Origin of the sequence: Halosimplex aquaticum (assembly GCF_028747785.1) — an archaeon.
In the GTDB taxonomy this organism is placed as follows: Archaea; Halobacteriota; Halobacteria; order Halobacteriales; family Haloarculaceae; genus Halosimplex; species Halosimplex aquaticum.
In genome coordinates this window covers 4,114,208-4,136,943 of the sequence record NZ_CP118158.1, presented here as the reverse complement: position 1 = coordinate 4,136,943, position 22,736 = coordinate 4,114,208, and the positions used below count along the sequence as shown (strand labels likewise).

The window sequence follows — 22,736 nt, the reverse complement described above, 5'->3', positions numbered from 1 at the left end:
GCGACGCCGTTAGTAACCCCCCGGTGACGGCGGGCGTCGACTCCGCTCGCAGGCGGACCGGGTCCGCGGTGGGTGGCCGGGATCGGGCGAGTCGACCGGGCGAGCGCCGCGCGGTCTCACTCGTCTGGCTCCGACGTCCGGTGTCCGTGCCCGCTCTCGGGACCGGGCCGGACGACGCCGTCGGAGTCCCCCTCGATGTAGAACACCGCGAGGGGACGATCGCTCGCTCGTCGCCGCGCCCCGGCGTCCGCGGGACTGGACGGGGAGTCCGACGTTCCGGTACCTGGGTCCGGCGACTCGCGGTCGCACGGACAGGCGTCCGGCCGCCGTGTCGCCCCCCCGGACCGCAGTCCCCACCGCACGAGCGAGGACGCAGCCCTGACGGCGAGTCGCGACGCCGCCGCGACGACGAGCGCCGCGCCCGCCGCGGCCGCCAGCCGGTGGCGACCGCGAAAGAGCGCCCACAGCGCGACGACGAAGAGCATCTGTCGGAACCGACCGGGGCCCGAGATCGCGTTGAGCAGTCCGCTTAGCAGCTGGTCCGGACCGAGCGCGAGGCGGCCACCCACACCGCGGTTCGGATCCGTGTCGCATCCGTTGTTTCGTGCTATCATCGTTGGACGAGGGACGTGTCTCCATCTCACCGCTCGGATCGGGCGAGCTCTCTCCGTCCCTCTGGTCTCGGTAACACACCACAAACAGATAGTATTAAGAACTGAACGTCGTTCACGCTGTGATTATTCCCGTCGGTACGATCGGTGACGCCCGAGACGAACACGACTCGCCCGGTAGGTCCGCTGGCGTCCCGTAGACGGCCCAAACGGTCCGCGCGAACGTATCTGGCACCGGTCGGATCGACGTTTTCCCCGACCTACGGGCCGACACTCTGCTCGGCGTCGCCCCGTTTCCGTCCCTGGAATGGGTCCCCTACCGGCCCCATCGCAGGGAAATGACAAATAACTCACCTATAACAATAACCTGTCAGTACGTAAATTGCTTGTCGGGCGTCCGGGGGAGCCCGGTCGCGGGCCGACGAACGCGAGACGCCCGGCCGCTCGACGGGGACAGTGCAATGTACGTCGGTATAGACCACTCGACGACGGGCATCAAGATCGCCGGCGTCGGCGACGACGGCGAGTTGACGACCGCGTTCCGGATCGATCGACGGAACGTCGAAACGGCCGAGGCGGTGCTGGAGGTGCTGGACGAACGCGTCGACCTCTCGCGGGTGTCGCTCGCGGCGATCACGTACGCCTTCGGCGACGCCATCGACGAAATCCAGGGGATCGAACGCGTCTCGAACAGAGGCGTCACCGACCTCGTGGGGCTGGACTACGGCACCGGAGCCGGGGCGGCCGTCTTCGACCGGTTGCGCGAAGCCGCCGTCCCGACGGTCGTCGTTCCCGGCGTCCACCGCGGTCTCGACACGCTCCACGAGTTCTTCAGGCACTACTCGGCGCTGGCCGGAGCGGACAAAGTGGGGTCCGTCCGGTACGCGCTGGAGCGGTTCCGGGGTGAGTTCGACCCCACGGGAACCTTCATCTGGGCGTGCGCGAGCTCGTCGTGCATGGCGGGGCTCGTGGTCGACGGACGGCTGACGGGCTTTTTCCACTGGGTCGGCCCGGTGCACGGCTGGCCTGACCCCGAGGCGATCCGCCGCGGCGTCGAGGCGGACTTCGACGACGTGTTCATGCAGTGCGGGCTCCTCCCGCGCCGCGGTGCGGACCTCACCGAGGTCCACGACCTCTCCGACCCGGAGCTGTTCGAGAGCGTGTACTGGTCGTCGGTACTGAACGTCTACGCGCTGTATCCGTTCGCCCGCGAACTGGGCGGCGGCCTCGACGCCGTCGTCCTGAGCGGCCGACTGATGCGGCGCGAGCAACCGTTCGCACTCGGCCGACGAGTCTACGAGCGCTGCGTCGACATCGCTCCGGTCCGGTTCGCCGAGCCGTACACGTCGGCCCAGGGTGCGGCGCTGGTCGCGAGAGACGTCGCGGAGGGCGCCGAGCGCGTCCTCGGGATTCCGGTGGGCGACGTGCCCGTCGACACCGGCAGGTAGCGGCGCGGACGGTCAGAGCTCTGTCGTGTCCTCCGCGGAGACGAGGTCCTCGAAACACGCCTCGCCCCAGGCCAGTGCGGCGGCGGTGTCGTTCACGATGATGCCTTCGAGGCTCCCGCCGTCGTCGCCCACGGGGACGGCGACGACGTCGTCGCCGACGAGGAGCCCGTACATCTCCGTCGTCGCGGTCTCGTACACCGCGGTGTGGCCCGCCTCGACCAGGTCGGCGAAGCGGTCCGGGTAGTTCCGCTCCAGCGTCTCGACGACGTCGGAGGTGAACACGAGCGTCGCGGTCATCCCCTCCTCGACGACGAGCGAGTAGAACGCGTCGACGTACGAGGGGAGGACCGTGCTCGAGTAGCCCCGTATCTCCGTCGCGTCCGCGGCGGCGTCCACGACGTCCAGAAACGGCTCCTGGGGAGCGTGCTCTTTCGCACGGTGGACGGTGGCACCCCGCAGCAGCCGCATGTCGATCGGCGAGTCCCGGGGGAGGACCGACAGCACGTCGCTCAACTCGGTCAGGGTAGTGAGCGTCGCTCGCGTCCGCGTGAACTCCCGGCAGAACAGCTGGCCGAAGGCGGTGAGCTCGTGCGCCGTCCCCGAGGACCGTAACACGCCCATCTCCTCCAGTTCGCGGAACGAGCGGTCGATCGTCGGCCGCGAGCAGTCGACCTGGCGCTCGAGCTCGCGCTTGTCGAGCGTCCCGGCACAGACCAGACACAGCAGGTCCGTCCTTCTGGTATAGATATCGAGAACGTCAGAAACCGATTCGGGCCCCATTACTGTCTCCTTTTCCCGTCAACAAGTAAAAGCTAACGGCCATTATTGATAATTTAACTACATCAAAAGATCGCTTCGGGCAGGCGACGTCCGGTGGGTGGGCGCCCGGTCCAGAGCGCGTGCGAACACTCATGTCGGGCCGAGCAGATACCCCGCTGTGACCGAAACCCACCGCGCCGTCCAGATCGGGTGCGGCGACCGCGGACAGACTCACGCTCGGGCGCTCCACGACAGCGACCGGTTCGCGGTCACCGCCGTCTGTGACCTCGACGAGGCGGCCGCCCGCGAGACGGCCGAGGAGTTCGACGTACCGACGGCCTACACTGACCTCGACGCGGCGCTCGAAACCGAGGAGCCGACCCACGTCACGCTCGTCACGCCGGCGACGATCCGCCGAGACGTGATCGCCGACGTGCTCGCTCACGACCCCGACTCGCTGCTGTTCGAGAAGCCGGTGGCGATCACCCACGAGGAAGTCGTCGAGATCGCCGACCTCGTCGCGGAGAGCGACGCCCGCGTGACCGTCTGCCACCAGCACGTCTACGGCGAGGAGGTCCAGGCGCTCGGGGCGTGGATCGACGACGGAAGGCTCGGCGACGTGGAGCGCCTCTTTGGCTCCACGAAGGGCGGCCTCTACGAACACGGCACCCACTTCCTCCACAAGCTGAACTGGCTGCTCGACGCCGAACCCGAGTCCGTCCGCGCCCACGCCGAGTGGAGCGAGCACCCGCTCGACGACTGGCACGCAGCGGTCGAACCGACGGACGTCCTGCTGGAACTCGCCTATCCGGGCGGGACACGCGCGACGCTCCACCTCGGTCCCGACGCGCCGGACGTGCCCGCCCAGGCGGACACCTTCTGGCTGGAGTACCGCCTCGACGCCGTCGGGACGGCGGGCCACAGCCAGTTCGTCCTCGGCAGCCACGCCAGCGCCCGCTACGGCGCGGACGGCGGCGAGCGGATCGAGGTCGAGGGGTTCGACCCCGACGGGCGCTCGACCGGCCGACTCTACGAGGTCCTCGCCGACTGCCTCTCCGGCGAGCGCGAGAACCACCCCTCGGACTTCGCCAGCGCGCTCGCCGTCCACCGGGTGGTCGAGGCGGCGCTGCGGTCTGCCGAGGAGGAGCGCGCGGTGCGCGTCGACGAGATCGCCTGAGTGTCGGTTCTGGCGGGGGCGGCGAGCGACGCGCTCCGGACCACTTACGTCCGACCGCCGGCTACGCGGAGCCATGCAGGAGACGCGAGAGCGCGTCCTCGACGCGCTCGCCGACGGGCCCATCACGGGACCGGAACTGGCCGAGCGACTGGACGTCTCGCGGGCGGCCGTCTGGAAACACGTCGAGGCGCTCCGCGACGAGGGGTTCGACGTCGAGAGCGGTAGCGACGGCTACGCCGTCGACGAGTTCCCCGAGTTCGGCGGGTCGACCGTCGAGTACGGCCTGGAGGCGCCCTTCGAGGTGGAGTTCCACGACTCGATCCCGAGCACGAACGCCAGAGCGCGCGACCTCGCCCAGGAGGGCGCCGACGACGTGGTCGTCCTCGCCGACGAACAGACGGGCGGACGGGGTCGACTCGACCGCGAGTGGTCCTCGCCGAGCGGCGGGATCTGGCTGAGCGTCCTCTCGCGGCCGGACATCCCAGCGACGCACGCGCCGGCCTACACGCTCGCCGCCGCGGTCGCCGTCGCTCGCGCGGCCCGCGAGGCCGGCGTCGACGCCCGTATCAAGTGGCCGAACGACGTGGTGGTCCCGGACACCGGCGCCGACGGCGAGACGGTCGAGCGGAAGCTGGCCGGCATCCTGACCGAGATGGAGGGCGAGGCCGACCGCGTCTCGTGGGTGGTCGTCGGGATGGGGATCAACGCGAACGTCGACCCGGGCGACCTGCCGAGCGAGGCCGAACCGACGACGCTCCTCGGGGAAGCGGGCGGCGTCGACCGCCGGCTGTTCACCCAGCGCGTGCTGGAGGAGTTCGACGAACTGCGCGGGGATCTAGACGCCGTCGTCCCGGCCTGGCGGGAGTACGCGACGACGCTCGGGAAGCGCGTGCGCGTCGACACGCCCGGCGGCGACGTCGTCGGCGATGCCGTCGACGTCACGTTCCCCGGCGCGCTCGTAGTCGACACCGGCGACGAGCGGGTGACTGTGACCGCCGGCGACTGCGAACACCTGCGACCCGTCGAGGAGTGAGGGCGATCTGCGAACGGTGCGACGACCCCGTTCAGGAGCCTTCGACGCTCGGGGTCGGGTCCGTGTCCGCGTCGGTGACGCCTTCCGACTCGGTGACGCCCTCCGGCCCGGCGGCGGGTTCCGCCTCGCCGGCCTCTTCGGTCTCGACGGTCGCGGCGGCGCCGCCGACGGGCACGGTGACGACCGGAACGGCGGACTTGCGGACGACGCGCTCGGCGACGCTCCCCAGCAGGAGCCGGTCGATTCCGCCGCGACCGTGGGTCCCCATCACGACCACGTCGACGGGCTGTTCGCGCGTGTAGCGGACTATCTCGGTACTCGGCGTCCCTTCGACCGTCGTCGTCTCCACCTCCACGTCGGCGGGCGCCACCCGTCGAAACTGTTCCAGGGCCGTCTCCCCCTCCGATTCGAGCACCTGTCGGACCCCCTCCCAGGAGGTCTCCATCGGGAGCCCCGTGAAGCTCGTCGCGTCGATGACGTACAGCGCCCGGATCGTCGCGTCGTGCACCCGCGCGAGTTCCCCCGCGTGCTCGATCACCCGTTCGATCCCCGCCGACCCGTCCGTCGGCAAGAGGATCGTCTCGTAGAGACTCATGGTACCAAATACCACGCGAGGCTGTATAACCCTTCGGCAGGGGCGAAATCGGGGAAAATCTGAGAACGGGTAGAAGGGGGTACGGCCGGACGCAGGCCGTCGAGCGACGCCTGCCGCGGTCGCGCGACCGTCGCCGCGGCGCCGATCAGGCGCCGATCAGGCGCCGGCCATGTTCCGGCAGGACTGCGCGCACTCGCGGAGCACGTCGGCGCAGACCTGACAGTGGTCGGCGTCGTGCTGGTCGCACTCGTCGGCGCAGGCCTCGCAGGCGTCGGCGCAGGCCTCGGCGAGCTGGGCGCTGTAGTTCGACCCGCGGGCCATGAATCGGGCGTGCAGCGACGCGAGGTCGGCCACGTCGCGACAGAGGCGGGCGCACTGCTCCATGTCCTCGCTGCCGAGGCACTCGTCGGCGCACCACTCGCAGACCTCGGCGGCCTCGTTGCAGTTCTCGATGCAGTCGCGCTGTTCGTCGCTCAGCCGGTCGATCTTGGAGACGGTCTCTGAGAGTGACATCGCGCGTCGAGATAGGGGCCGGCGCGGGTTCAGCGGCGAGCCTGTATCTCCAAGGCGACCGATCGCAGGTCTCGGGGAGGTTCGCGTCCGGCGCTCACCGCTCGGGCAGGTACACTTCGGACACGTCGTCGACGCCGGCCCGACGGACCGCCGCGCGGACCGGGTCTTTCGCGCCCGAGAGGTTGTCGGAGTCGCCGTCGAGGACGAGCAGTTTCGCGTCGCGGCCGGGTTCGACCAGTCCGCAGTTCAGCCCCGCGATCTCCGCCCCGTTGACGGTCGCCATGCGCAGGACGTCGCGGGCGCTCACGTCGGCGATCTTCGCGGCGAACTCCATCTCGCGGAACATGGAGGGACTGTTGAGGAAGACGTTGTCCGTCCCGAGCGCGACCGTCGTCCGTTCGAGGAGGTCGGCGATCGGCGGGAAGCCGACGTCGGTGACGAGGTTCGAGCGCGGGCAGACCGCGACCGGGATCTCGCTGTCGGCGACGCGGTCGAGGTGGAGTTCCTCCGCGTGGACCATGTGGACGAGGAAATCGGGGTCGAGGTCCAGCGCCGGGTTGATGTCCGAGGCGTCGACCTCGCCCGCGTGGATGCCGAACAGCTTCTCGGCGCGGGCGGTCGTGTTCCGCTCGCGAGTGAAGTCGCCGTCGTTCGCGCCGCTTGCGCCGAACCCGTCGCTGGCCTCCATCGCCTCGACCGTCTCGCGCCCGAGGACGACCGGATCGATGTCCAGCCCGTCGACCGCTCGCTCGAAGGCTTCGACGCCGTCGACGCCGCCCTCGCGGAACTCGATGCAGGCGGCCGTCCCCGAGTCGACCATGAACCGTAGCGAGCGGCGCATCGCCTCGACTTTCTCTTCCTGGCTGGCCTGCCGGAGCAGGCGGTGTTTCAGGCCGTCCGGCGGCGCGACGAGTTCCTCGAGCGAGAGGCCGCCGCCCGCTTCCTTGGCGATGGAGTCGCCGATGTGGGTGTGGGCGTTGACGAACGCCGGGAGCACGATGTCGTCGCTGTGGGTCGACGCCTCCTCGATGGCCGTGATCTCGCCGTCCTCGACGACGACGCGCCCCTCGACGGGGTCGAACTCGCGGCCGCGCAGGATGGTGCCGTCGAACGTCGTGGAGTCGCTCATTACAGAGTGACTCCGCCGGCGTCAGTTAAAGTCGTCGAGGGTCGCGTGGACGCCCGGGCGCACGTCCCGGACTCTGGTGTCTTCGAGGTCGATCCCCAGCGCCCGGATGGCCGCGTTACCGACGCGCTCGGCCGTCTCCTCGGGGGCGTACACGCCGAGTCGCCACTGGTCGTGCTGGGCCGCCCGCAAGGCGTTAACCAGCGTCGACTGCTCGCTCAGCCGCCGCACCTGGCCGTTGACGAGCACGCGACTGCTCGACTCCCGCATCGACGGCCGGGGCGGCACGTCGAGGATCACCGCGTCGGGGTCGACGTTCGCCTCGTCGGCCACCGTCCGCTCGTGCTCGCGTATCTCCTCGTGGTCCGCGTCGATCAGCGCCTCGGGGACCGCCTCCATCTCCGCCCAGACGGCCCGCTTGTACAGGTCGCGCCGGTCCAGTCGGTGGGCGAACGCCGCGGTCGCCTCGCACTCGCGCAGGGCGACACGGAGCCCGTAGTCGTCCATCCGCCGGAGTTCCTCGCCGTCGATGTCGGTGTGGGCGAGCAGGCGCTGGGTCCCCCGGCGCAGCATCGCCTTCGCGATGCGGGAGACGTGGTGGCTGTAGACGGTCGGGTTCATCAGGGCCCGCGAGAGCAGGAGGCTCTCGGCCGCCTGGACGTTGCCCTCGTCGAGGACGAGGTCGCCGTCGACGAAGCGGAGCCCCCGGACGAGCCGCTCGGCGTCGATCGTCCCGTAAGAGACGCCCGTGTGGTGGGCGTCCCTGACGAGGTAGTCCATCCGGTCGACGTCGAGTTCGCCGGAGACGATCTGGCCGAGTTCGCCGTCGCCGGCGACGAGTCCCGCGACGTTGTCGGGGTTCAGCCCGTGGTCGGTCAGCACGCGCGCGACCGGGCCGCTCCCGAGGAGGTCGCCGACGTCGTCGTGGTACTTCCCGGTGCGGCGGTGGACGACGTCCTCGATGTTGTGGCTGTAGGGGGCGTGGCCCACGTCGTGGAGCATCGCCGCGGCGCGGACCCGCTCGGCCTGCTGGCCCTCGATACCGAGGTGGGCGAGCGCCTCGGTGGCGAGGTGATAGACGCCGAGCGAGTGCTCGAAGCGGGTGTGGTTGGCGGAGGGATAGACGTAGGTGACGGTTCCGAGTTGCTTGATCCGACGGAGCCGCTGGACGGGCGGGGTGTCCAGCAGGTCCGCCGCGACGCCCTCGACCGCGATGTGGTCGTGGACGCTGTCCTTGATCGTCGTCATTGCGTCGAAATTACGCGTCTCCCGACATAAGGATCAGCATCGACTGCCGCGATCGGCCCCGTTCCGTCCCAGAACGCGCCGGCGGAAACGGAGTCAGCCGAAGACGGCGAGCAGGTCGTGCAGTTCCTGTTCGGTCGAGTTGCCCCTGCGAACGGGCTCGCGGGGCTTGCGGCCGGTCTCCTCGACCGTTTCGATGGCGCGTTCGGGACCGTAGCCGCGGTCGTGAGCGAGCCACGCAGCGAGCACCTGGCCGGTGCGACCGATCCCGTCGAGGCAGTAGACGACGACCCGTTCGTCGGCCGCGGCGGCCTCGTCGAGGAAGGGGAGTAGTTCTCTGTCGAGGAGGGCGGGGCCGACGAGGTGACCGTCGGGGACGGGCGCGTGGAGCACCCTGTCGTCGCCGAACGCGTCGGCGTAGGCGGCGTCGCAGTCGCCGGCGCACTCGGCGCCGGGCTGGAGGCTGCAGACGCGGTCGACGCCGGCGGCGCGGAGGACGGCGATCCAGTCGGCGAGGGCCTCGCCGTGGCCGGCGGCGCTGTGCCAGCCGGGGCTACACGCACCGTAGACGTGCTCCTCGTCCGGTGCAGCGGGGGCGAGTCGGTGGGCGTCCGCGCCCGACTCTCGGTTGTGAACGTCTGGCATCGGATCCTGGTCGTATCACTCGACCGCCCCCCTTGAGTCTAGAGGTGCAATTCTCACGTCTGACAATGACGCGCCGCCACGAGCCGGTGCGGTCCGGCGATTCCGGATCGCCCGCGGACCGGGATCGCTGCCGCGGACGCAAAGCTTTAGCCCGGGGTCACCCCTACGGCGGGGTATGGTGACGTTTCTGTCCGGCGGGACGGGCACGCCGAAGCTCCTGTCGGGCGCCGACGCCGTCTTCGACCCTGACGAGACCGCCGTCGTCGGCAACACCGGCGACGACGTGGAACTGGGCGGCCACCTCGTCTGTCCGGACGTGGACACCGTCCTCTACCTCCGCGGCGACCGCCTCGACCGCGAGATGTGGTGGGGCATCGCCGACGACACCGCGACGACACACGAGGAACTGGTCTCCATCGCCGAGGAGGCCGGGATCGAACCGGGACCGAGATACCTGCCCGACGACCGCCAGACCGCGGGCCGGCGGATCGCCCGCTGGCGCCGGTTCTCGGGCGTCGGCGAGTTCATGCACATCGGGGACGCCGACCGCGCCGTCCACCTCACGCGGACGAGCCTGATCGACGAGGGGGAGTCGCTCACCGAGGCGACCCGCGTCCTCGCCGAGGCCTTCGACCTGACCGTCGACCTGCTGCCGATGAGCGACGACCCCGTGGCGACCATCGTCCACACCGACGAGGGTCCGATGCACTTCCAGGAGTTCTGGGTCGCCCGGGGTGGCGAACCGAATATCGAGTCCGTCGAGTTCCGCGGCGCCGACGAGGCGACCGCGACGCCCGCCGTGCTCGACGCGCTCGCCGATCCCGTGGTCATCGGGCCGTCGAACCCCATCACCAGCCTCGGGCCGATGCTCGCGGTGGACGGGATCCGCGAGGCGCTCGCCGAGACGCCCGTCGTCGCCGTCTCGCCGTTCGTCGAGGACACCGTCTTCTCCGGCCCCGCCGACGACCTGATGGAAGCCGAGGGCTACGAGGCCAGCACCGCCGGCGTCGCGGAGGCGTACCCCTTCGCCGACGCGTTCGTCCTGGACGGCGACGACGGGACCGACCTCGGCCGACCGGTCGTCCGCACCGACACCCGGATGGACGACGAGGACGACGCCGCCCGGGTCGCCCGCGCGGTGAACGAGGCGCTGGAGGCCGTCGAATGACTGCCGACGGGACCGGATCCGATGGGCCCGGGCACTCGGACGCCCCTTTCGCCCCCCGCCTCGCGCTCGCCAGCCTGAGCGGCCAGTCCGACGCCGACTGGGCGACTGCCGCGAGCGAGTACGCCGGCTGCGCCTTCCTCGGCGGGATCGCGCTCGACGAGCCCACTCGCGAGGCGGCGCGCGAACTGGTCGACCGCGACCGCGACGAGTTCCTCCCCGACGATCCCCTCGCGTTCGTCGACCGGCAGTTCCGCGAACTCTCAGACGTGCCGCTCAGACCGGCGTTCAACGTCCGCGCGAGCGAACCGGACCCGATCGCCGACGCCGCCGCGGTCTGTGCGGACCACGCTGCGATCGTGGAGGTCAACGCCCACTGTCGCCAGGACGAGATGTGCACAGCAGGTGCGGGCGAGTCACTCCTGCGCGAGCCCGACCGGCTCGTCTCCTACGTCCGCGCGGCCGCCGAGACCGACGCGACCGTGAGCGTGAAGGTCCGGACCGAACTCGCCGGCGTCGACCTGCCGGCCGTCGCCGCTCGCCTGGACGACGCCGGGGCGGATCTGCTCCACGTCGACGCGATGGACTCCGAGGCGGTCGTCGCCGACGTGGTCGATGCCACTGACGCGTTCGTCGTCGCCAACAACGGCGTCCGCGACCGGGCGACGGTCCGCAAGTACCTCGACTACGGCGCCGACGCGGTCAGCGTCGGCCGGCCGAGCGACGACCCGAGAGTACTCCAACGCGTCCACGCGGCCGTCGACGAGTGGTTCGAGGACGCCGAGGAACGGCGTACCGAGCAGATCCCCAGCGTGGAATCCGGAGGATCGGGTACGTGAGGACGACCGCCCAGAACGCCGAACTCGCGCTCTTGCTCGAAGTCGCGGGGACGCCGAAGCCGGGGAACGTCGACCGCCACCGGGACCACGACGACCTGCGATTCGAGCACTTCCTCGCGGGCGCCGTCGGGGCGCGGCGGGGACTGGAGATGGCCGCCGTCGGCGAACCGCTCGGCGAGTCGTTCCTCGCGGCCATCGAGGGGATGAGCGAACAGCGCGGCGGCAACACGCAGTTCGGCGCCGTCCTCCTGCAACTCCCGCTCGTCGCCGCCGCTGGCGACGGTGATCGGTCCCTCACGCCCGAAGGTGCGACGGCAGTCGTCGAGGCGACGACCGTCGCCGACGCGGCGAACTTCTACCGCGCGTTCGAGGCGGTCGACGTGGCCGTCGACGACCCCCCCGAGGGCATGGAGCCGCTCGACGTGCGCCGCGGGAGCGACGCCGTCACCGAACTGGAATCGCGCGCGCTCACGCTCCGGGACGTCATGGAGCGCTCCGCCGACCGCGACGGCGTGGCTCGCGAATGGGTCGACGGGTTCCAGCGCGTGTTCGCGGCCGCCGAGTCCATCGAAGGCGGCGACGGCCCGGTCGCAGACCGCGCCGCGCGGACGTTCCTCGGACTGCTCGCTGACGAGGTCGACACCTTCGTCGCGACCCAGCACGACCGAGCGACCGCCGAAGCGGTGACCGAACGGGCGCAGGCGGCCCTGGACGGCGAGGTCGACCCGGAGACGCTGGCCGACGAGTTCGTCGCCGAAGACATCAACCCCGGGACGACCGCAGACATCGTCGCGGCGGGGCTGTTCGTCGCGCTCGAGCGGGGGCTGGACGTGTGACCGACAGCGATACTCGCGACGGCGACGACGCCGACGACTGGCCGGTCCACCTCTCCGGCGTCGTCGAGTCGGTCGTCACCACCCTCGGCCCGAACGACCGCTGGAACGTCGCCGCGCTCGGCCTGCACGCTGGCGATCCGGTGACCGCCCGCACCTACGGCCACACGCGAACCCGGCGGAACTTCCGGGAACGCGGCGCCGGCTACGTACAGTTCACCCGCAACCCGATAGATTTCGTCGATGCTGCACTCGCAATCCACGAGATCGACGACCCCGTCCTCGACAGCGCCGACGCCTGGGTCGAAGTCACGGCCGAACGGACGGGATCGACTACCGAGGGTAGCACAGAGGTCGTCACCTGGCGGCTCGATCCGGTCGACAGCGTCGTCGAACGACGCGCCGTCCCGACGACGAACCGAGGGTTCTACGCCGTGGTCGAAGCTACCGTCGCCGCGTCCCGCCTGGACGTCGAGTCGTACGACACCGAGGCCCTTCTCGAACGACTCGCATACTTCGAGAGCGTCGTCGAGACCTGCGGAGGCGACCGCGAACGAGAGGCGTTCGCCCGCATCGGCGACCTCGTCGACGCGGAGTGGTAGCCTCGGGAACCTGTCTGTCGCACCGATAGAGCGATCGACAGTGTTGGACCACGAACATTTATACCGGAGAGGGAAGCACCAGCGAGTAGAGGATGCCAAATTGGGACTGTGGGTATCTGACGGCAGCGCTGTGTCTCGTGCTGGTCGTCGGGACGGCGGTGGGTGCCGTTCCCGGTACGGCGGTAGCGACGGAGACAGGCAACGAGGCGCCGCTGGCTGACGCGGGCCTGGACCAGAACGTCACCGCCAACGCGACCGTTCACCTGGACGCGACTGGTTCGCGCGACCCCGACGGCGACGTCGCCGCGTACGAGTGGCGGCTCGAACAGCCGGACGGAAATTACACGCGACCGGAGTGTCGGACCTGTGGCCGGACCTCGTTCGTCGCACGGCAGGTCGGCACGTACAACGCGACCGTCGTCGTCACCGACGGCGAGGGCACGACGAGCCGCGACACGCTGCGCGTCCACGTCGAGGAATCCGCAGGACCGGCGGTGACGCTCTCGGGACCGGAGGAGCTGAACACCGGGGAAGTGGCGTCGTACGCTGCGTCCGTCTCGGCCGGCAGTGCGGACGTCGCCGCGGTGACCTGGCGAATCGACGGCAACTGGCGCAATCGGACCAGCGTCTCCGGCGACAGCGCGACGGCCGAGCACCTCCACGCGTTCCCGTCGGCCGGAAGCTACACGCTGAGCGTGACCGCAGTCGACAGGCTCGGCCGCGAACAGACCGCCACGAAAGAGGTGACCGTGCGCGGCGTTGACGCGGATACTGACGCCGACACTGGCGGTGGAAGCGATAGTTCAACGTCGAGCGTCGGTGGCGGCGAGGAGTGCTCGCGGTACGATACGAAGGAAGACACGTACTGCAACAACGATCGGATGACGCTCGACAGCAATGGAATCGTGATCACCGACGCCGACAACGACGGCACGGCGGAATGGGCCGGCCAAACCCTGGACGCAGAGTTCGCGCGAAACAACGAAGGAGTCTCGTATGACTCGACTGACGGGAACGTCGAATTCGATAGCCAAGAGGCGTACAAGGAAGCTTTAGATGTAGATTCAGTCAATATCGATCCCACCGCTGCTGTTAACCAGGATCGTGAAGGAGGTAATAGGGGTACTTACGGAGAGAATAAAGGGCAATCATGGGAAGAGGCTAGCACAACCGATTCCGAAGATAAAGGAGACAATAGCAGTGAAGCATCTGCTAGTATAATAGACAATATTTTCGAAAAATTGTCCAATGACAATAGCGAGAATGACGGTGAAAGCAGTAGTGAGAACAGCAGAGAAAGCGAGAGAGAAGACAGCAGTACACGAACTGGTCGCGTACCACATGATATGCCATAGCGCCAAAATCAATCCTCTCTAAATATGATATATGAGATGATAAATGGAATCGACAAGGGGCAGTGCAAAATAAAAATTGTTGGAATTCTCACGCTCATTTCGTTAGGAGCGCTTGTTGTAACAGGTATCGCATTCGGAGGGATGTTAGGAGTAGAGGATGATCAAACACCTAATAAAACAGTCACAGCTACGAACAGCACGCCCTCAGCTATTGTTCATGTATCGACGCCAACATTGATCCCAACGGTAACAAATATTCAAACATCAACGAGTACAGCGACTTTAACACCGACAGTCACACCGACTCAGACTCAAAAACAGACTCCAACAGCCACTGCTACTCCGAGTCCATATGCGGACAAAAGGTTTAGTGAATTTGTGTCAACAGTTTATGGGGAAACAGAAGTTGATGCTACGATTCCAGTTAGAATACGTGGTTGGACAGTATTAGCAGAGAAAGAGTTGGTAATGGTGATGAATCTTACAGGGCCTTCAGAAGATGATATTCGTCGCGCAAAGGAGGTAAACACCCTCATATCAAGCGGGTACGCGCAAGCGGTCGCCCACTACGATAACGGCAAATTGGACGGAGATATACCGAATCGGCTACGTATAGCCGAGGTAAATAATACAGGTTCCCCACCGAAAACGTTGTACGTTAATACATCACTGGTTCGAGAGTACTATACAGGTCAATTAAAAGCAACGGAATTCACAGAACAGTACTGGTCTACTGAGACAAATATGTCGGATGGGCACATTGAATACATCCAAAATATCGATAGAGTTGGCGGCAACACGACGCTCTATAACGGTAACTCGGAGTGATGAAATTTATTCACATCTACAACACATCCTGCCTTATTCGTCTATCGAAGCTTCGACGTGGCCAGCAAAGGGCGAAAACATTTGGTCGCACCGACCCGGAACCCGAACATGGACTACGACGAGGCGGGAGCGACCTGTCAGCGGATACTCGACGCCGTCGGTGAAGCGGTCATCGCTGATGAGCGGTTTCTGGAGAGCGTCCTGACGGGGGTTCTCGCGCAGGGGCACGTACTGTTAGAAGACGTGCCAGGGACCGGAAAGACGCTGACGGCAAGGAGTTTCGCCAGCGCGCTCAACCTCTCCTTCTCGCGCATCCAGTTCACGCCGGACCTCTTGCCGTCGGACATCACTGGATCGAACGTCTACAACGAGGGAACGGGGGAGTTCGAGTTCGTCCCGGGACCGGTGTTCTCGAATCTCCTGCTGGCCGACGAGATCAACCGCGCACCGCCGAAGACCCAGGCGGCGCTGCTGGAAGCGATGGGTGAGGGACAGGTGACGGTCGACGGCGAGACGACGGAGCTGCCGAGCCCGTTTTTCGTCATCGCGACGCAGAACCCCATCGAGCAGGAGGGGACCTTCGGGCTGCCGGAGGCGCAGCGAGACCGCTTCGTGTTCAAGCTCGCGATGGGGTACCCGGAGTTCGACGACGAACGCACGCTCATCGACCGCCGGGCAGATCGAACCTCGCAGTCGCCGAGCGTCGAGCCGGTCGTTGACCGCGAGACGGTTGCGGAGTTGCAATCCGTACCCGAGACCGTCTCCGTGGACGGGAAGCTTCGGGACTACGTGGTCGAACTCGGTCGGGCGACGCGGGAGGACGACCGCGTAGAGGTCGGCGTCTCGCCGCGCGGGGTCCAGCGGCTCTTCGATGCCGCTCGGGCGGCGGCAGTGATCGACGGACGGGCGTACGTGGTCCCCGACGACGTGCGCCGGGTCGTCTACCCGACGTTCGCGCACCGACTCGTACTGACGACGGAGGCCAGCGTTCGCGGTGCAGATCCGGCTACAGTCGTCGAAGACGTACTCGACAGGGTCGCCGTCCCGGCGGTCGAACAACGGGGTGCGGGCGACCGGTCGGCGCGCGGTTCACCGGAGCGCGGCGACCAGCAGAACGAGCGCGGCGACGACCGCTGAGATAGCGAACGGGATCGTCGTGACGTCGGTGAGGACGGTCCCCGTCGCGACTCGATAGACCGCTATCGCGCCGAGCGCTCCGGAGGCGCCGACTGCCAGCGCGGCGGCGACGTGGACGATCTCGGGAGTGGCGCTCGCCCCCGTTCGCCCGACTTCTCGACCGAGGGTGGCGCCGAACTCGCCGGCGTCCCAGACGACGACGCTGGCGACGAGGGCGCCGAGGACGACGGGCGCACCGACGCCGGAACCGGCTGCGAAGCCCGCGGCGACGAACGTCCCGGCGGCCGCGAGCGCCGGTCCGGGGGCCGACTCCGGGAGGACTCCGATCGCCATCACCAGCGCGAGTGCGAGCGAGAGGGCCGCCGTCATGCCGACGAGCACCGCCGTGACGGTGACGACGACGGCGAGCGAACCGTAGTAGTCGACGACGGCCGTCGACTGCCGGGTGAAGGCCGTCGCGAACTGCCCGGGGAGCGCGTCGGCGACGAACGCGAGCGTCGGCGAGAGAACGATCCCGTGGAGCGCGGCCGCGAGTACGACGACCGCCGCACCTCCGACGAACGGCGTGAGCGCGACGACCACGTCGCCCGTCTCCGTGCGAGTCGACCGTTTGAGCGACCAGACGAGCGCCGCGGTGCCGCCGGCGACCAGTGCAGTCCCGACGAGTAGGACGCGGAGCAACGGGCTGACAGTCACTCCGGCGAGGACCCCGTACACCGGGGGTGTGAGCACACCGCGCAGGGCAGACGGCGGGACCGCGAGTTCCACAAGCGTCAGCGGCAGCACGGCTGCGGCGACGAGAGCGGCCCGGCGAGCGACGCGTTCGATCGTTTCCACGGTTCGTTCGACTCGATCGTCGGTTTCGGGCGTCGATAGCTCCGCGATCGGGAGCGCGTCGACCGCACGGGCGACCGCCAGCGCGGCGGTCGCGAGGAGGAGGCAGAACGTGAGCAGGTGCGTCCGACCGGGGACGGGGGCCAGAAACGCGTCGACCACGTCGCCGACGGCGCTCCCGGGCGGCGCCGGTGTCGACGCTTCGTCCGACTCGCCGAGACGGCTGAGTAGCGTGGAGATCAGTAGGACTCCGGCGACCGCCAAGGGGACGACGAACGTCTTGACGGCGAGTTTCGCGTAGGCCCACGCGCTCTCGGTCGTGAGGCGGCCGACGAGCGTCGAGAGCGCGCCGACCATCGCGACGGTCCCCCCGAAGACCACCACAGTCGCGCTTGCCACCCGGAGACCGCGGGGACGGATCTGGTCGACGGTCTGCACCGGGTACAGCGCCGCGACCAGGTCCAGGAACGTGTAGCCGACGGCGGCGGCGAAGCTCGCGCCGACGACCAGCGCGAGCAGCCCGGCGCTGGCGGTCGCAGTCGCGCGCCAGCGGTCCCGCCCGACCAGCCACAGACTCCCGGCGAAGGCCACGGCGTGCGCGAGCGCGAGAGCGACCGCCAGCGCCGGACCGAGGCGTCCGATCAGCGCCGACGCGGCCACCACCGACAGCGCGACGACGACCGCAGCGCTCACCCTGGACGGAGCGGCCGTGAAACCGTCGGAAGCGGCGTCGCCGGCGGTCGCGTGCCCTGGTGCTGGGTCGCCGGCCGTCGTGTCACCCTCCGCCTGCACGTCAGTCATGTGATCCCCCCGGTAGCGAGGCGAGCGCGTCGGCGAGCGCCGCCTCGACGGAGTCCGACCGGCCCCAGTCGACGACGGTCGCGCCTGCGGCGGAAAGGTCCGCCAGGCGAACGTCACGCTCGCGGCGCGCGACTCGCCGTCCGAGCGACCCCGAACCGGTCGCGCCGGGGCTGAGCACCGTGACCGGGTACTCGTGCCGTCGGACTCGACCGACGAATCCGAGGGGCCAGTCGTCGAGCAGCGGCGTCACGAAGACGACGTGCGCCGCCGGCGGGAACTGCGACAGCAGATACCGGACCGCGTCGGCGCCCCCGTCGGGCGTCGGCGTCTCCGGGACGCCCGCGTCCGCCTCTTCCGACGTATCGCCCGGAGAGTCGAGGCCGGGCGACCGCGCGCTCGTATCGGTGTCGGTCGGGGTCGTCCAATCCGACGCGCGACCCGAACCCGCGCCGTCCGGACCCGTACCGTCACTCCCGCTGGCGGGGTCGTCGGCGACTCGTCGGACCGCGTCGAAGAGCGTTCGAGCGTGAGCGACCGCGTCGTCGCGGTCACCGTCGACCCAGGGGACCGGCCCGGCGCCGGTGGGGACGGACGGGTCGGCGCCGTCGACGCCGAACGCCGCCACGCCGGTCGTCACGCCCGCGTCGACGAGGGATTCGTAGATCCGCTCGGCGGCGTAGCCGGTCAGCGACGCGGCCGTCGGCGCTCCGGCGTGGGGCCTGACGCGCCCGACCGGTCGGACGTCGACCACGACCACGACCCTGACCGCTCGCTCCTCGCGGTACGAGACCGTCGTCAGTTCGTTCGTCTTCGCGAAGCGCCGCCAGTGGATCCGGCTGATCGAGTCGCCCGGCCTGTACTCCCGCGTCGAGTGGAACTCCAGGCCCTCGCCACCGCTGTCGGTCGGGTGCGTCCCGGCCCGGGCGAGCGTCGCCGACCCGACGGGCGCCGCGGAGACGGGGTCGAGCGACGAGAGCGCGGTGTCACCGGCCGCCGGAACGGTCTCGGTGACGACCCGACCGGCCGCGAACGACCGCAGGCGCACGACCGGGTCGGCGAACTCGAAGTCGCCGCGGAGGGCCACGACGTCGTAGGTCAGCGTCGCGGACTCGCCCGGTCGGAGCGTGACGCACTCGCGCGGCGACCCGTCCACGACGGCCAGGTCGTCGGGGACGCCGTCGACGACGCGGACGTCGGGGAGCGTCCCCTCGGAGACGTTCTCGACGGAGAGACGCACCGTCACGGACGCGCCGGGCTGGGGCGTCGCGTCGGAGAGCGAGCGCTCGACGCGGATCGCGGCGTCCGCGGGAACGGTCGAGAGGGCGCCGTAGGCGACGTACGCGAGCGGGATAGTCGTCGACGCCAGCAGGAGCGGCGACGCGAACAGCAGTCCGAGGGCGACGAGCGCCGCCGCGGCGACGGCGCCGATCCGCAACCGGTAGACCCGTTCGTGACTCATCCGCCGACACCCCCGCCGTGGAGCCCCTCCTCGTCCGTCCGCCCGTGGTCCGTGTCCGCACCGTCTTGGCTCGTCTCACCCGCCGGGCCAGTATCCGGGAGCGCGTCGATGGCCGCGACCGTCCGCCGAATTCGCCGCTCGCGCTCGGTCGCCGGGTCGAGCCAGAGCCCGAGCCGCGACCGGAGCGACGGGACCGTGGCTCCCGCGTCCGAGAGGAACGCCGCCGCCGTCCGGTCGTCGGTCCACTCGCCCGAGGCGACGGCCTCGGCGGCCGAGCCGTCGTCCCAGCCGTCGCGTTCGAGCCGCGCGACGGCCAACCGGCGGAGTCGCTCTCGGATCTGGTCCATCGCTCGCTCGTCGCCGTCGTTCGCTCGCTCGACGGCGGCGTCGAAGTCGTCCGCGACCAGCGTCCGGTCGGGGGCCGTGACCGTCTCGGGCGGCGCTGCGAGGACCCGCTCGAAGCGGTCGGCTCCGCTGCAGTCCCCACCCACCAGGCGGTCCTCCGGTGACGCCCACGCCGCGCCGACGAGATACAGCCCGAACGCGGCGCTACCGACGACGAACAGCGTCCGCGGTTCGACCGTCGAGGCGGTGCCGACAAGCGTCGCCAGCGGCTCGGTGTCGGCGACGAACGACGGCGCACCGACCGAGAGCAACCCCAGGAGCGTCGCGAACACGCCGATCACGCCGAACGCGGTGCGGACCGGTCCGCGCATCAGTCTCCACCCCGTTCCGTGCCGGCGTCGCCTTCCGACGCGTCGGTTTCTCCGTCTGCTTCGTCGGCGCTCTCACCGGCCGGACCCGCCGTCTCGCCGGGCGATTCTCCGGTTTCGGCCGCCGATCCCTCGCTTTCGGCTGCCGGTTCTTCGGCCTCACCGGGCGGTATGTCGGACTCGATGGAGCGTTCGATCCGTTCGATCGCGGCCTCGACGGCGGGGACGGAGTCGCCGGGCGAGCGCGGGCCGTACTCGACCGCGCGGAACTCGTCGCGGAGGGTCGCGACGGCGTCCGCGGGCAGGCCGTCGGCGGAGACGGCGTGGTCGGCCAGCTGTCCCGGCGTCTTCGTCCACGGCCGACCGACGGACACGAGACCCAGGAACCGACCCCAGGCCTCTCGGACGGTCACGCGCGCCGCATCGGAGTCTGCGGACTCCGCTCCGGCGGCGTCTCCCGGGCGCTGATCGCCGGTCGAGCCGACCTGCCGGTCGGCGGTGCGCCGGAGCCGGTTCGCCCAGGCGGCGGCCCACGCACGGAACGCCTGGACCAGTTCGGCCAGCGAGCGCTCGCCCGCGAGCAGCGCGGCGAGGTGGTCGAGCGTCCGCTCGATCCGCGACGCCGCGGCGACCGCGGCCCCGACGAACGCCCGGACGACCAGGCGGCCCGCCGACCGGAGCGCGACCGCGAGACCGCGCGGCCGGAGCGACCGGCGGCCGACCGCGACGGCCCCGGCGACGACGAGAGCGAGTGCGCCGGCCGCGACGCCCACCGCGTTCACGAGCGGATTCGCGACGGTGGTCTGCGCGGTCTGGCCCTCGGTCGCCACCGCGACTTTCACCGCCGACTCGAAGGGCAGACGGGCCGAGAACGTCCCCCCGACGCCGGTCTCGCCGACGCGTTCGCCGTCGACCCGGACCGGCGCGCCCGCGACGGAGTCGTTCCCGAGACTCGCCGTCACCTCGACCGGCGTGCCCGCGATCGGGAGCGGCCAGACCGGGTCCGCGGAGAGCGTCAGTCCGCCGAGTCGGAGCGTCCGGGAACCGGCGACCGGCTCCCGGTCGACGCCGAGCGTCACGTTCCCCGGCGACTCGGGGAGGCGCACTCGCGCCTGCCCCTCTTCGCCCGTCTGCGCGACGGGTTCGCCGTCCAGCGTCAGCGTCGCGTTCCCGACGGGAACGCCGTCGACCGTCGCCGTCACCAGCACGGACTCCCCGGTGGCCACGTCGCCGGAGACCGACAGGGTCGCCTCCGTCGACACGTCGAACGAGCGCGTCCTATTGTTTTTCGAGACTAGCACATTGTACGCCACGCCGGTCCGCCCGCCGACGACGCTGACGGTGAGATTCTCGGTGTATGGGACCCTACCGGTGACGGTCCCGTCGCTGTCGGTGCGTCCGACCGGCTCGCCGTCGAACTTGACCCTCGCGTTGATGACTGGCTTGGCGCCAGCCGTCACCGACACCTCGACGGCCGCCCCGGGCACCGCCGTGCGATTGAGCGTGACCTCGTAGTCGCTCGTCGACGGCTCCGTCGGGTCGTTCGGTACCGGCGTGTCGTCCTGTCCCCCAGGCGCAGTCGGGGTCGGCTGCGGCGTCACCAGGGTCCGCTCACCCGATCCCGGGTCCGCCGGCGTGGCGGTCGCGGTCCCGTTGTTCCGTCCGGGATTCGACGAGAACGTCTCGCCGGGGCTTCCCTCCTCCTGCGGGCTGTACCCCCCGGACGCGCCGCTCTCCTCGTAAGACCGCTCCTCTTGCTGCAGGCGTTCACTGCCCGGCGTCGGGTCGAAGCGCACCCAGCCGACGCCCTCGAAGTAGACCTCCACCCAGGCGTGGGCGTTCATCGCCCGCACCTGGAACTTGTTCGCCCCGACCTGCTGCCCCGTCGAGTACCCGACGACGTACCGCGCCGGGATCTCCTGGGAGCGCAGCATCGTCGTCATCGCCGTCGCGAAGTACTCGCAGTAGCCGGCGTCCATCTGCGTGACGAACTTCCGGGCGACGTTCTCGCCCGAGGGCTCGGAGACGTTCAGCGAGTACTCCTTGTTCGCCTCCAGCCACTGCTCGATCCGCACCGCGGTCTCGTAGGGCGTGTTCGCCCCTTCGGTGACGTTGTTCGTGAACGGCCGCAGCGACACGGCGGTGCTCGGCGGGAGTTTCGTGTACCGCTGCTCGATCGCGTCGGGGTAGTCGCGCCCGCTCGCGCGAAGCACCTCGGGGTCCCGCGGCGGTTTCCGACTCACGCCCACGTAACTGGTCCCCGCCGGCAGCGACCCGTTGGCCCGTGCCAGGCCGCCGTCGGTCAGGGCGAGGTCTTCGGCCTGCGTGACGCTCGTCGGTCGCCACACCGTCGGCGCCGTGCTGGTCGGGCGGGCCAGTTTCACGCGGTAACTCACCTGTCTGCCCTCGACCGGCGCCGTCGCGTCGCTGGGCCCCGACCGCGCCCAGCCGTCGCCGGTGTACGTGTCGTACGCCCCCGTCCGCCAGTAACTGGACTCCTGGCTGCGGACGGTGAAGTGGACCTCCGTGTTCTGCGAGCGGAACGGGTTGCCGTCGCTCTGGCCGAGCGAGCCGCCGACTGACGTCTGGTTGCCGAGGTTCAGCGCCCCGAACCCGTCGCCGGTCCGCACGCCGGCGGCGCTCCCGCCGGCCGAGCCCTCGGCCGCGCCCGGCGGCAGCGGGATCAGTGACTCCGCCGGCGCGCCGCCGAGGCCGACCGAGACGGCCGCGGGGACTAGCGTCGTCGCGAGGAGCACCGCGACGACACAACCGGCGACGAGCGCGACTGATCCGTACTCGCGGGCCGGCGCGTCGCCGCCGAACTCGAACCGCTCGTCGGCGTCGCTCATGTATCGAGCAGAATCGGAGTGCGCAACCGGGTCGTCACGTTCCACTCCGGACGTTGCATTCACCGTTAAGAGGCCTGCCAGGAACAAATACTTCGTGGTTGACCCGCCGTCACGCGGTCCCGCGAGGGGTTCGGCCCGCGCGACTTACCCCCGCGACGGGAGCAAGGGT

Annotated in this window: 21 protein-coding genes; 10 read left to right on the top strand and 11 right to left on the bottom strand. The window is 69.5% G+C overall.

Translation table 11 applies throughout. The annotated features are described in order from the left end of the window. Positions 1-116 precede the first annotated feature (116 nt). Complete coding sequence (locus tag PSC72_RS20305; RefSeq protein ID WP_274323245.1) at positions 117-614, bottom strand: hypothetical protein; 498 nt, start codon at positions 612-614, stop codon at positions 117-119. 458 nt (positions 615-1,072) lie between these two features. On the opposite strand from PSC72_RS20305, the gene PSC72_RS20300 reads away from it, so the two are divergent. Next, on the top strand, positions 1,073-2,059 hold the full coding sequence (locus PSC72_RS20300) for a hypothetical protein (RefSeq protein WP_274323244.1): 987 nt from the start codon (positions 1,073-1,075) through the stop codon (positions 2,057-2,059). A 12-nt stretch (positions 2,060-2,071) separates the two neighbouring features. Here the strand turns inward: PSC72_RS20300 and PSC72_RS20295 are convergent, their stop codons facing one another. Then, positions 2,072-2,839, bottom strand: a complete 768-nt coding sequence (locus PSC72_RS20295) for a helix-turn-helix transcriptional regulator (RefSeq protein WP_274323243.1) — start codon at positions 2,837-2,839, stop codon at positions 2,072-2,074. 157 nt (positions 2,840-2,996) lie between these two features. Here PSC72_RS20295 and PSC72_RS20290 point away from each other — a divergent pair, with 157 nt between their 5' ends. Then, complete coding sequence (locus PSC72_RS20290) at positions 2,997-3,995, top strand: Gfo/Idh/MocA family protein (RefSeq protein ID WP_274323242.1); 999 nt, start codon at positions 2,997-2,999, stop codon at positions 3,993-3,995. A 73-nt stretch (positions 3,996-4,068) separates the two neighbouring features. Then, on the top strand, positions 4,069-5,028 hold the full coding sequence (locus PSC72_RS20285; protein ID WP_274323241.1) for a biotin--[acetyl-CoA-carboxylase] ligase: 960 nt from the start codon (positions 4,069-4,071) through the stop codon (positions 5,026-5,028). Positions 5,029-5,059: 31 nt separating this feature from the next. Here the strand turns inward: PSC72_RS20285 and PSC72_RS20280 are convergent, their stop codons facing one another. From PSC72_RS20280 to PSC72_RS20260, 5 genes are all read right to left on the bottom strand, one after another. Beyond that, the gene (locus tag PSC72_RS20280) at positions 5,060-5,623 is read right to left on the bottom strand and encodes a universal stress protein (protein ID WP_274323240.1); all 564 of its coding nucleotides are present in this window, start codon (positions 5,621-5,623) and stop codon (positions 5,060-5,062) included. Positions 5,624-5,779: 156 nt separating this feature from the next. Continuing rightward, positions 5,780-6,136, bottom strand: a complete 357-nt coding sequence (locus PSC72_RS20275) for a four-helix bundle copper-binding protein (RefSeq protein ID WP_274323239.1) — start codon at positions 6,134-6,136, stop codon at positions 5,780-5,782. Positions 6,137-6,230: 94 nt separating this feature from the next. After that, on the bottom strand, positions 6,231-7,265 hold the full coding sequence (locus tag PSC72_RS20270; RefSeq protein ID WP_274323238.1) for an amidohydrolase family protein: 1,035 nt from the start codon (positions 7,263-7,265) through the stop codon (positions 6,231-6,233). A gap of 21 nt (positions 7,266-7,286) precedes the next feature. After that, positions 7,287-8,510 carry an HD domain-containing protein gene (locus PSC72_RS20265; protein WP_274323237.1) on the bottom strand — a complete coding sequence of 408 codons (1,224 nt, stop codon included), beginning with the start codon at positions 8,508-8,510 and terminating at the stop codon, positions 7,287-7,289. 93 nt (positions 8,511-8,603) lie between these two features. Then, positions 8,604-9,152 carry a protein-tyrosine phosphatase family protein gene (locus tag PSC72_RS20260; protein ID WP_274323236.1) on the bottom strand — a complete coding sequence of 183 codons (549 nt, stop codon included), beginning with the start codon at positions 9,150-9,152 and terminating at the stop codon, positions 8,604-8,606. 175 nt (positions 9,153-9,327) lie between these two features. On the opposite strand from PSC72_RS20260, the gene cofD reads away from it, so the two are divergent. The 7 genes from cofD to PSC72_RS20225 all read left to right on the top strand — a co-directional run bounded on the left by cofD (position 9,328) and on the right by PSC72_RS20225 (position 15,911). Then, the gene (cofD, locus tag PSC72_RS20255; RefSeq protein WP_274323235.1) at positions 9,328-10,320 is read left to right on the top strand and encodes a 2-phospho-L-lactate transferase; all 993 of its coding nucleotides are present in this window, start codon (positions 9,328-9,330) and stop codon (positions 10,318-10,320) included. Continuing rightward, a complete protein-coding gene (locus tag PSC72_RS20250; RefSeq protein WP_274323234.1) occupies positions 10,317-11,156 on the top strand; it encodes a tRNA-dihydrouridine synthase in 840 nt (279 codons plus the stop codon). Before cofD ends, PSC72_RS20250 begins: the two co-directional genes overlap by 4 nt. Further along, a complete protein-coding gene (locus tag PSC72_RS20245) occupies positions 11,153-11,992 on the top strand; it encodes a triphosphoribosyl-dephospho-CoA synthase (protein ID WP_274323233.1) in 840 nt (279 codons plus the stop codon). The genes PSC72_RS20250 and PSC72_RS20245 overlap by 4 nt, the downstream gene beginning before the upstream one ends. After that, entirely contained in the window at positions 11,989-12,591 is a 603-nt protein-coding gene (locus PSC72_RS20240) for a DUF447 domain-containing protein (protein WP_274323232.1), read from the top strand. Before PSC72_RS20245 ends, PSC72_RS20240 begins: the two co-directional genes overlap by 4 nt. A gap of 92 nt (positions 12,592-12,683) precedes the next feature. Next, the gene (locus PSC72_RS20235; protein ID WP_274323231.1) at positions 12,684-13,946 is read left to right on the top strand and encodes a PKD domain-containing protein; all 1,263 of its coding nucleotides are present in this window, start codon (positions 12,684-12,686) and stop codon (positions 13,944-13,946) included. 24 nt (positions 13,947-13,970) lie between these two features. Next, on the top strand, positions 13,971-14,774 hold the full coding sequence (locus PSC72_RS20230) for a hypothetical protein (RefSeq protein WP_274323230.1): 804 nt from the start codon (positions 13,971-13,973) through the stop codon (positions 14,772-14,774). Between the two features lie 108 nt (positions 14,775-14,882). After that, positions 14,883-15,911 carry an AAA family ATPase gene (locus PSC72_RS20225; protein ID WP_274323229.1) on the top strand — a complete coding sequence of 343 codons (1,029 nt, stop codon included), beginning with the start codon at positions 14,883-14,885 and terminating at the stop codon, positions 15,909-15,911. Here the strand turns inward: PSC72_RS20225 and PSC72_RS20220 are convergent. Genes PSC72_RS20220 through PSC72_RS20205 form a run of 4 tightly spaced genes read right to left on the bottom strand, consistent with a single transcriptional unit; the run spans position 15,864 to position 22,567 of the window. Beyond that, a complete protein-coding gene (locus PSC72_RS20220) occupies positions 15,864-17,546 on the bottom strand; it encodes a DUF7519 family protein (protein WP_274323228.1) in 1,683 nt (560 codons plus the stop codon). The two genes, PSC72_RS20225 and PSC72_RS20220, sit on opposite strands and share 48 nt — an antisense overlap. Further along, a complete protein-coding gene (locus PSC72_RS20215; RefSeq protein WP_274323227.1) occupies positions 17,539-19,005 on the bottom strand; it encodes a DUF58 domain-containing protein in 1,467 nt (488 codons plus the stop codon). The genes PSC72_RS20220 and PSC72_RS20215 overlap by 8 nt, the downstream gene beginning before the upstream one ends. Beyond that, a complete protein-coding gene (locus PSC72_RS20210) occupies positions 19,002-19,721 on the bottom strand; it encodes a DUF7269 family protein (RefSeq protein WP_274323226.1) in 720 nt (239 codons plus the stop codon). The genes PSC72_RS20215 and PSC72_RS20210 overlap by 4 nt, the downstream gene beginning before the upstream one ends. After that, the gene (locus PSC72_RS20205) at positions 19,721-22,567 is read right to left on the bottom strand and encodes a transglutaminase domain-containing protein (protein WP_328518165.1); all 2,847 of its coding nucleotides are present in this window, start codon (positions 22,565-22,567) and stop codon (positions 19,721-19,723) included. The genes PSC72_RS20210 and PSC72_RS20205 overlap by 1 nt, the downstream gene beginning before the upstream one ends. Positions 22,568-22,736 lie beyond the last annotated feature (169 nt).

What these genes read in the sequence shown, in the direction of transcription:
- PSC72_RS20230 (WP_274323230.1), top strand. Translation starts at nt 13,971, where the DNA reads ATGATATATGAGATGATAAATGGAATCGACAAGGGGCAGTGCAAAATA.
- PSC72_RS20260 (WP_274323236.1), bottom strand. Translation starts at nt 9,152, where the DNA reads ATGCCAGACGTTCACAACCGAGAGTCGGGCGCGGACGCCCACCGACTC.
- PSC72_RS20305 (WP_274323245.1), bottom strand. Translation starts at nt 614, where the DNA reads ATGATAGCACGAAACAACGGATGCGACACGGATCCGAACCGCGGTGTG.
- PSC72_RS20300 (WP_274323244.1), top strand. Translation starts at nt 1,073, where the DNA reads ATGTACGTCGGTATAGACCACTCGACGACGGGCATCAAGATCGCCGGC.
- cofD (WP_274323235.1), top strand. Translation starts at nt 9,328, where the DNA reads ATGGTGACGTTTCTGTCCGGCGGGACGGGCACGCCGAAGCTCCTGTCG.
- PSC72_RS20210 (WP_274323226.1), bottom strand. Translation starts at nt 19,721, where the DNA reads ATGCGCGGACCGGTCCGCACCGCGTTCGGCGTGATCGGCGTGTTCGCG.
- PSC72_RS20225 (WP_274323229.1), top strand. Translation starts at nt 14,883, where the DNA reads ATGGACTACGACGAGGCGGGAGCGACCTGTCAGCGGATACTCGACGCC.
- PSC72_RS20220 (WP_274323228.1), bottom strand. Translation starts at nt 17,546, where the DNA reads ATGACTGACGTGCAGGCGGAGGGTGACACGACGGCCGGCGACCCAGCA.
- PSC72_RS20285 (WP_274323241.1), top strand. Translation starts at nt 4,069, where the DNA reads ATGCAGGAGACGCGAGAGCGCGTCCTCGACGCGCTCGCCGACGGGCCC.
- PSC72_RS20250 (WP_274323234.1), top strand. Translation starts at nt 10,317, where the DNA reads ATGACTGCCGACGGGACCGGATCCGATGGGCCCGGGCACTCGGACGCC.
- PSC72_RS20270 (WP_274323238.1), bottom strand. Translation starts at nt 7,265, where the DNA reads ATGAGCGACTCCACGACGTTCGACGGCACCATCCTGCGCGGCCGCGAG.
- PSC72_RS20205 (WP_328518165.1), bottom strand. Translation starts at nt 22,567, where the DNA reads ATGAGCGACGCCGACGAGCGGTTCGAGTTCGGCGGCGACGCGCCGGCC.
- PSC72_RS20265 (WP_274323237.1), bottom strand. Translation starts at nt 8,510, where the DNA reads ATGACGACGATCAAGGACAGCGTCCACGACCACATCGCGGTCGAGGGC.
- PSC72_RS20215 (WP_274323227.1), bottom strand. Translation starts at nt 19,005, where the DNA reads ATGAGTCACGAACGGGTCTACCGGTTGCGGATCGGCGCCGTCGCCGCG.
- PSC72_RS20295 (WP_274323243.1), bottom strand. Translation starts at nt 2,839, where the DNA reads ATGGGGCCCGAATCGGTTTCTGACGTTCTCGATATCTATACCAGAAGG.
- PSC72_RS20275 (WP_274323239.1), bottom strand. Translation starts at nt 6,136, where the DNA reads ATGTCACTCTCAGAGACCGTCTCCAAGATCGACCGGCTGAGCGACGAA.
- PSC72_RS20280 (WP_274323240.1), bottom strand. Translation starts at nt 5,623, where the DNA reads ATGAGTCTCTACGAGACGATCCTCTTGCCGACGGACGGGTCGGCGGGG.
- PSC72_RS20235 (WP_274323231.1), top strand. Translation starts at nt 12,684, where the DNA reads ATGCCAAATTGGGACTGTGGGTATCTGACGGCAGCGCTGTGTCTCGTG.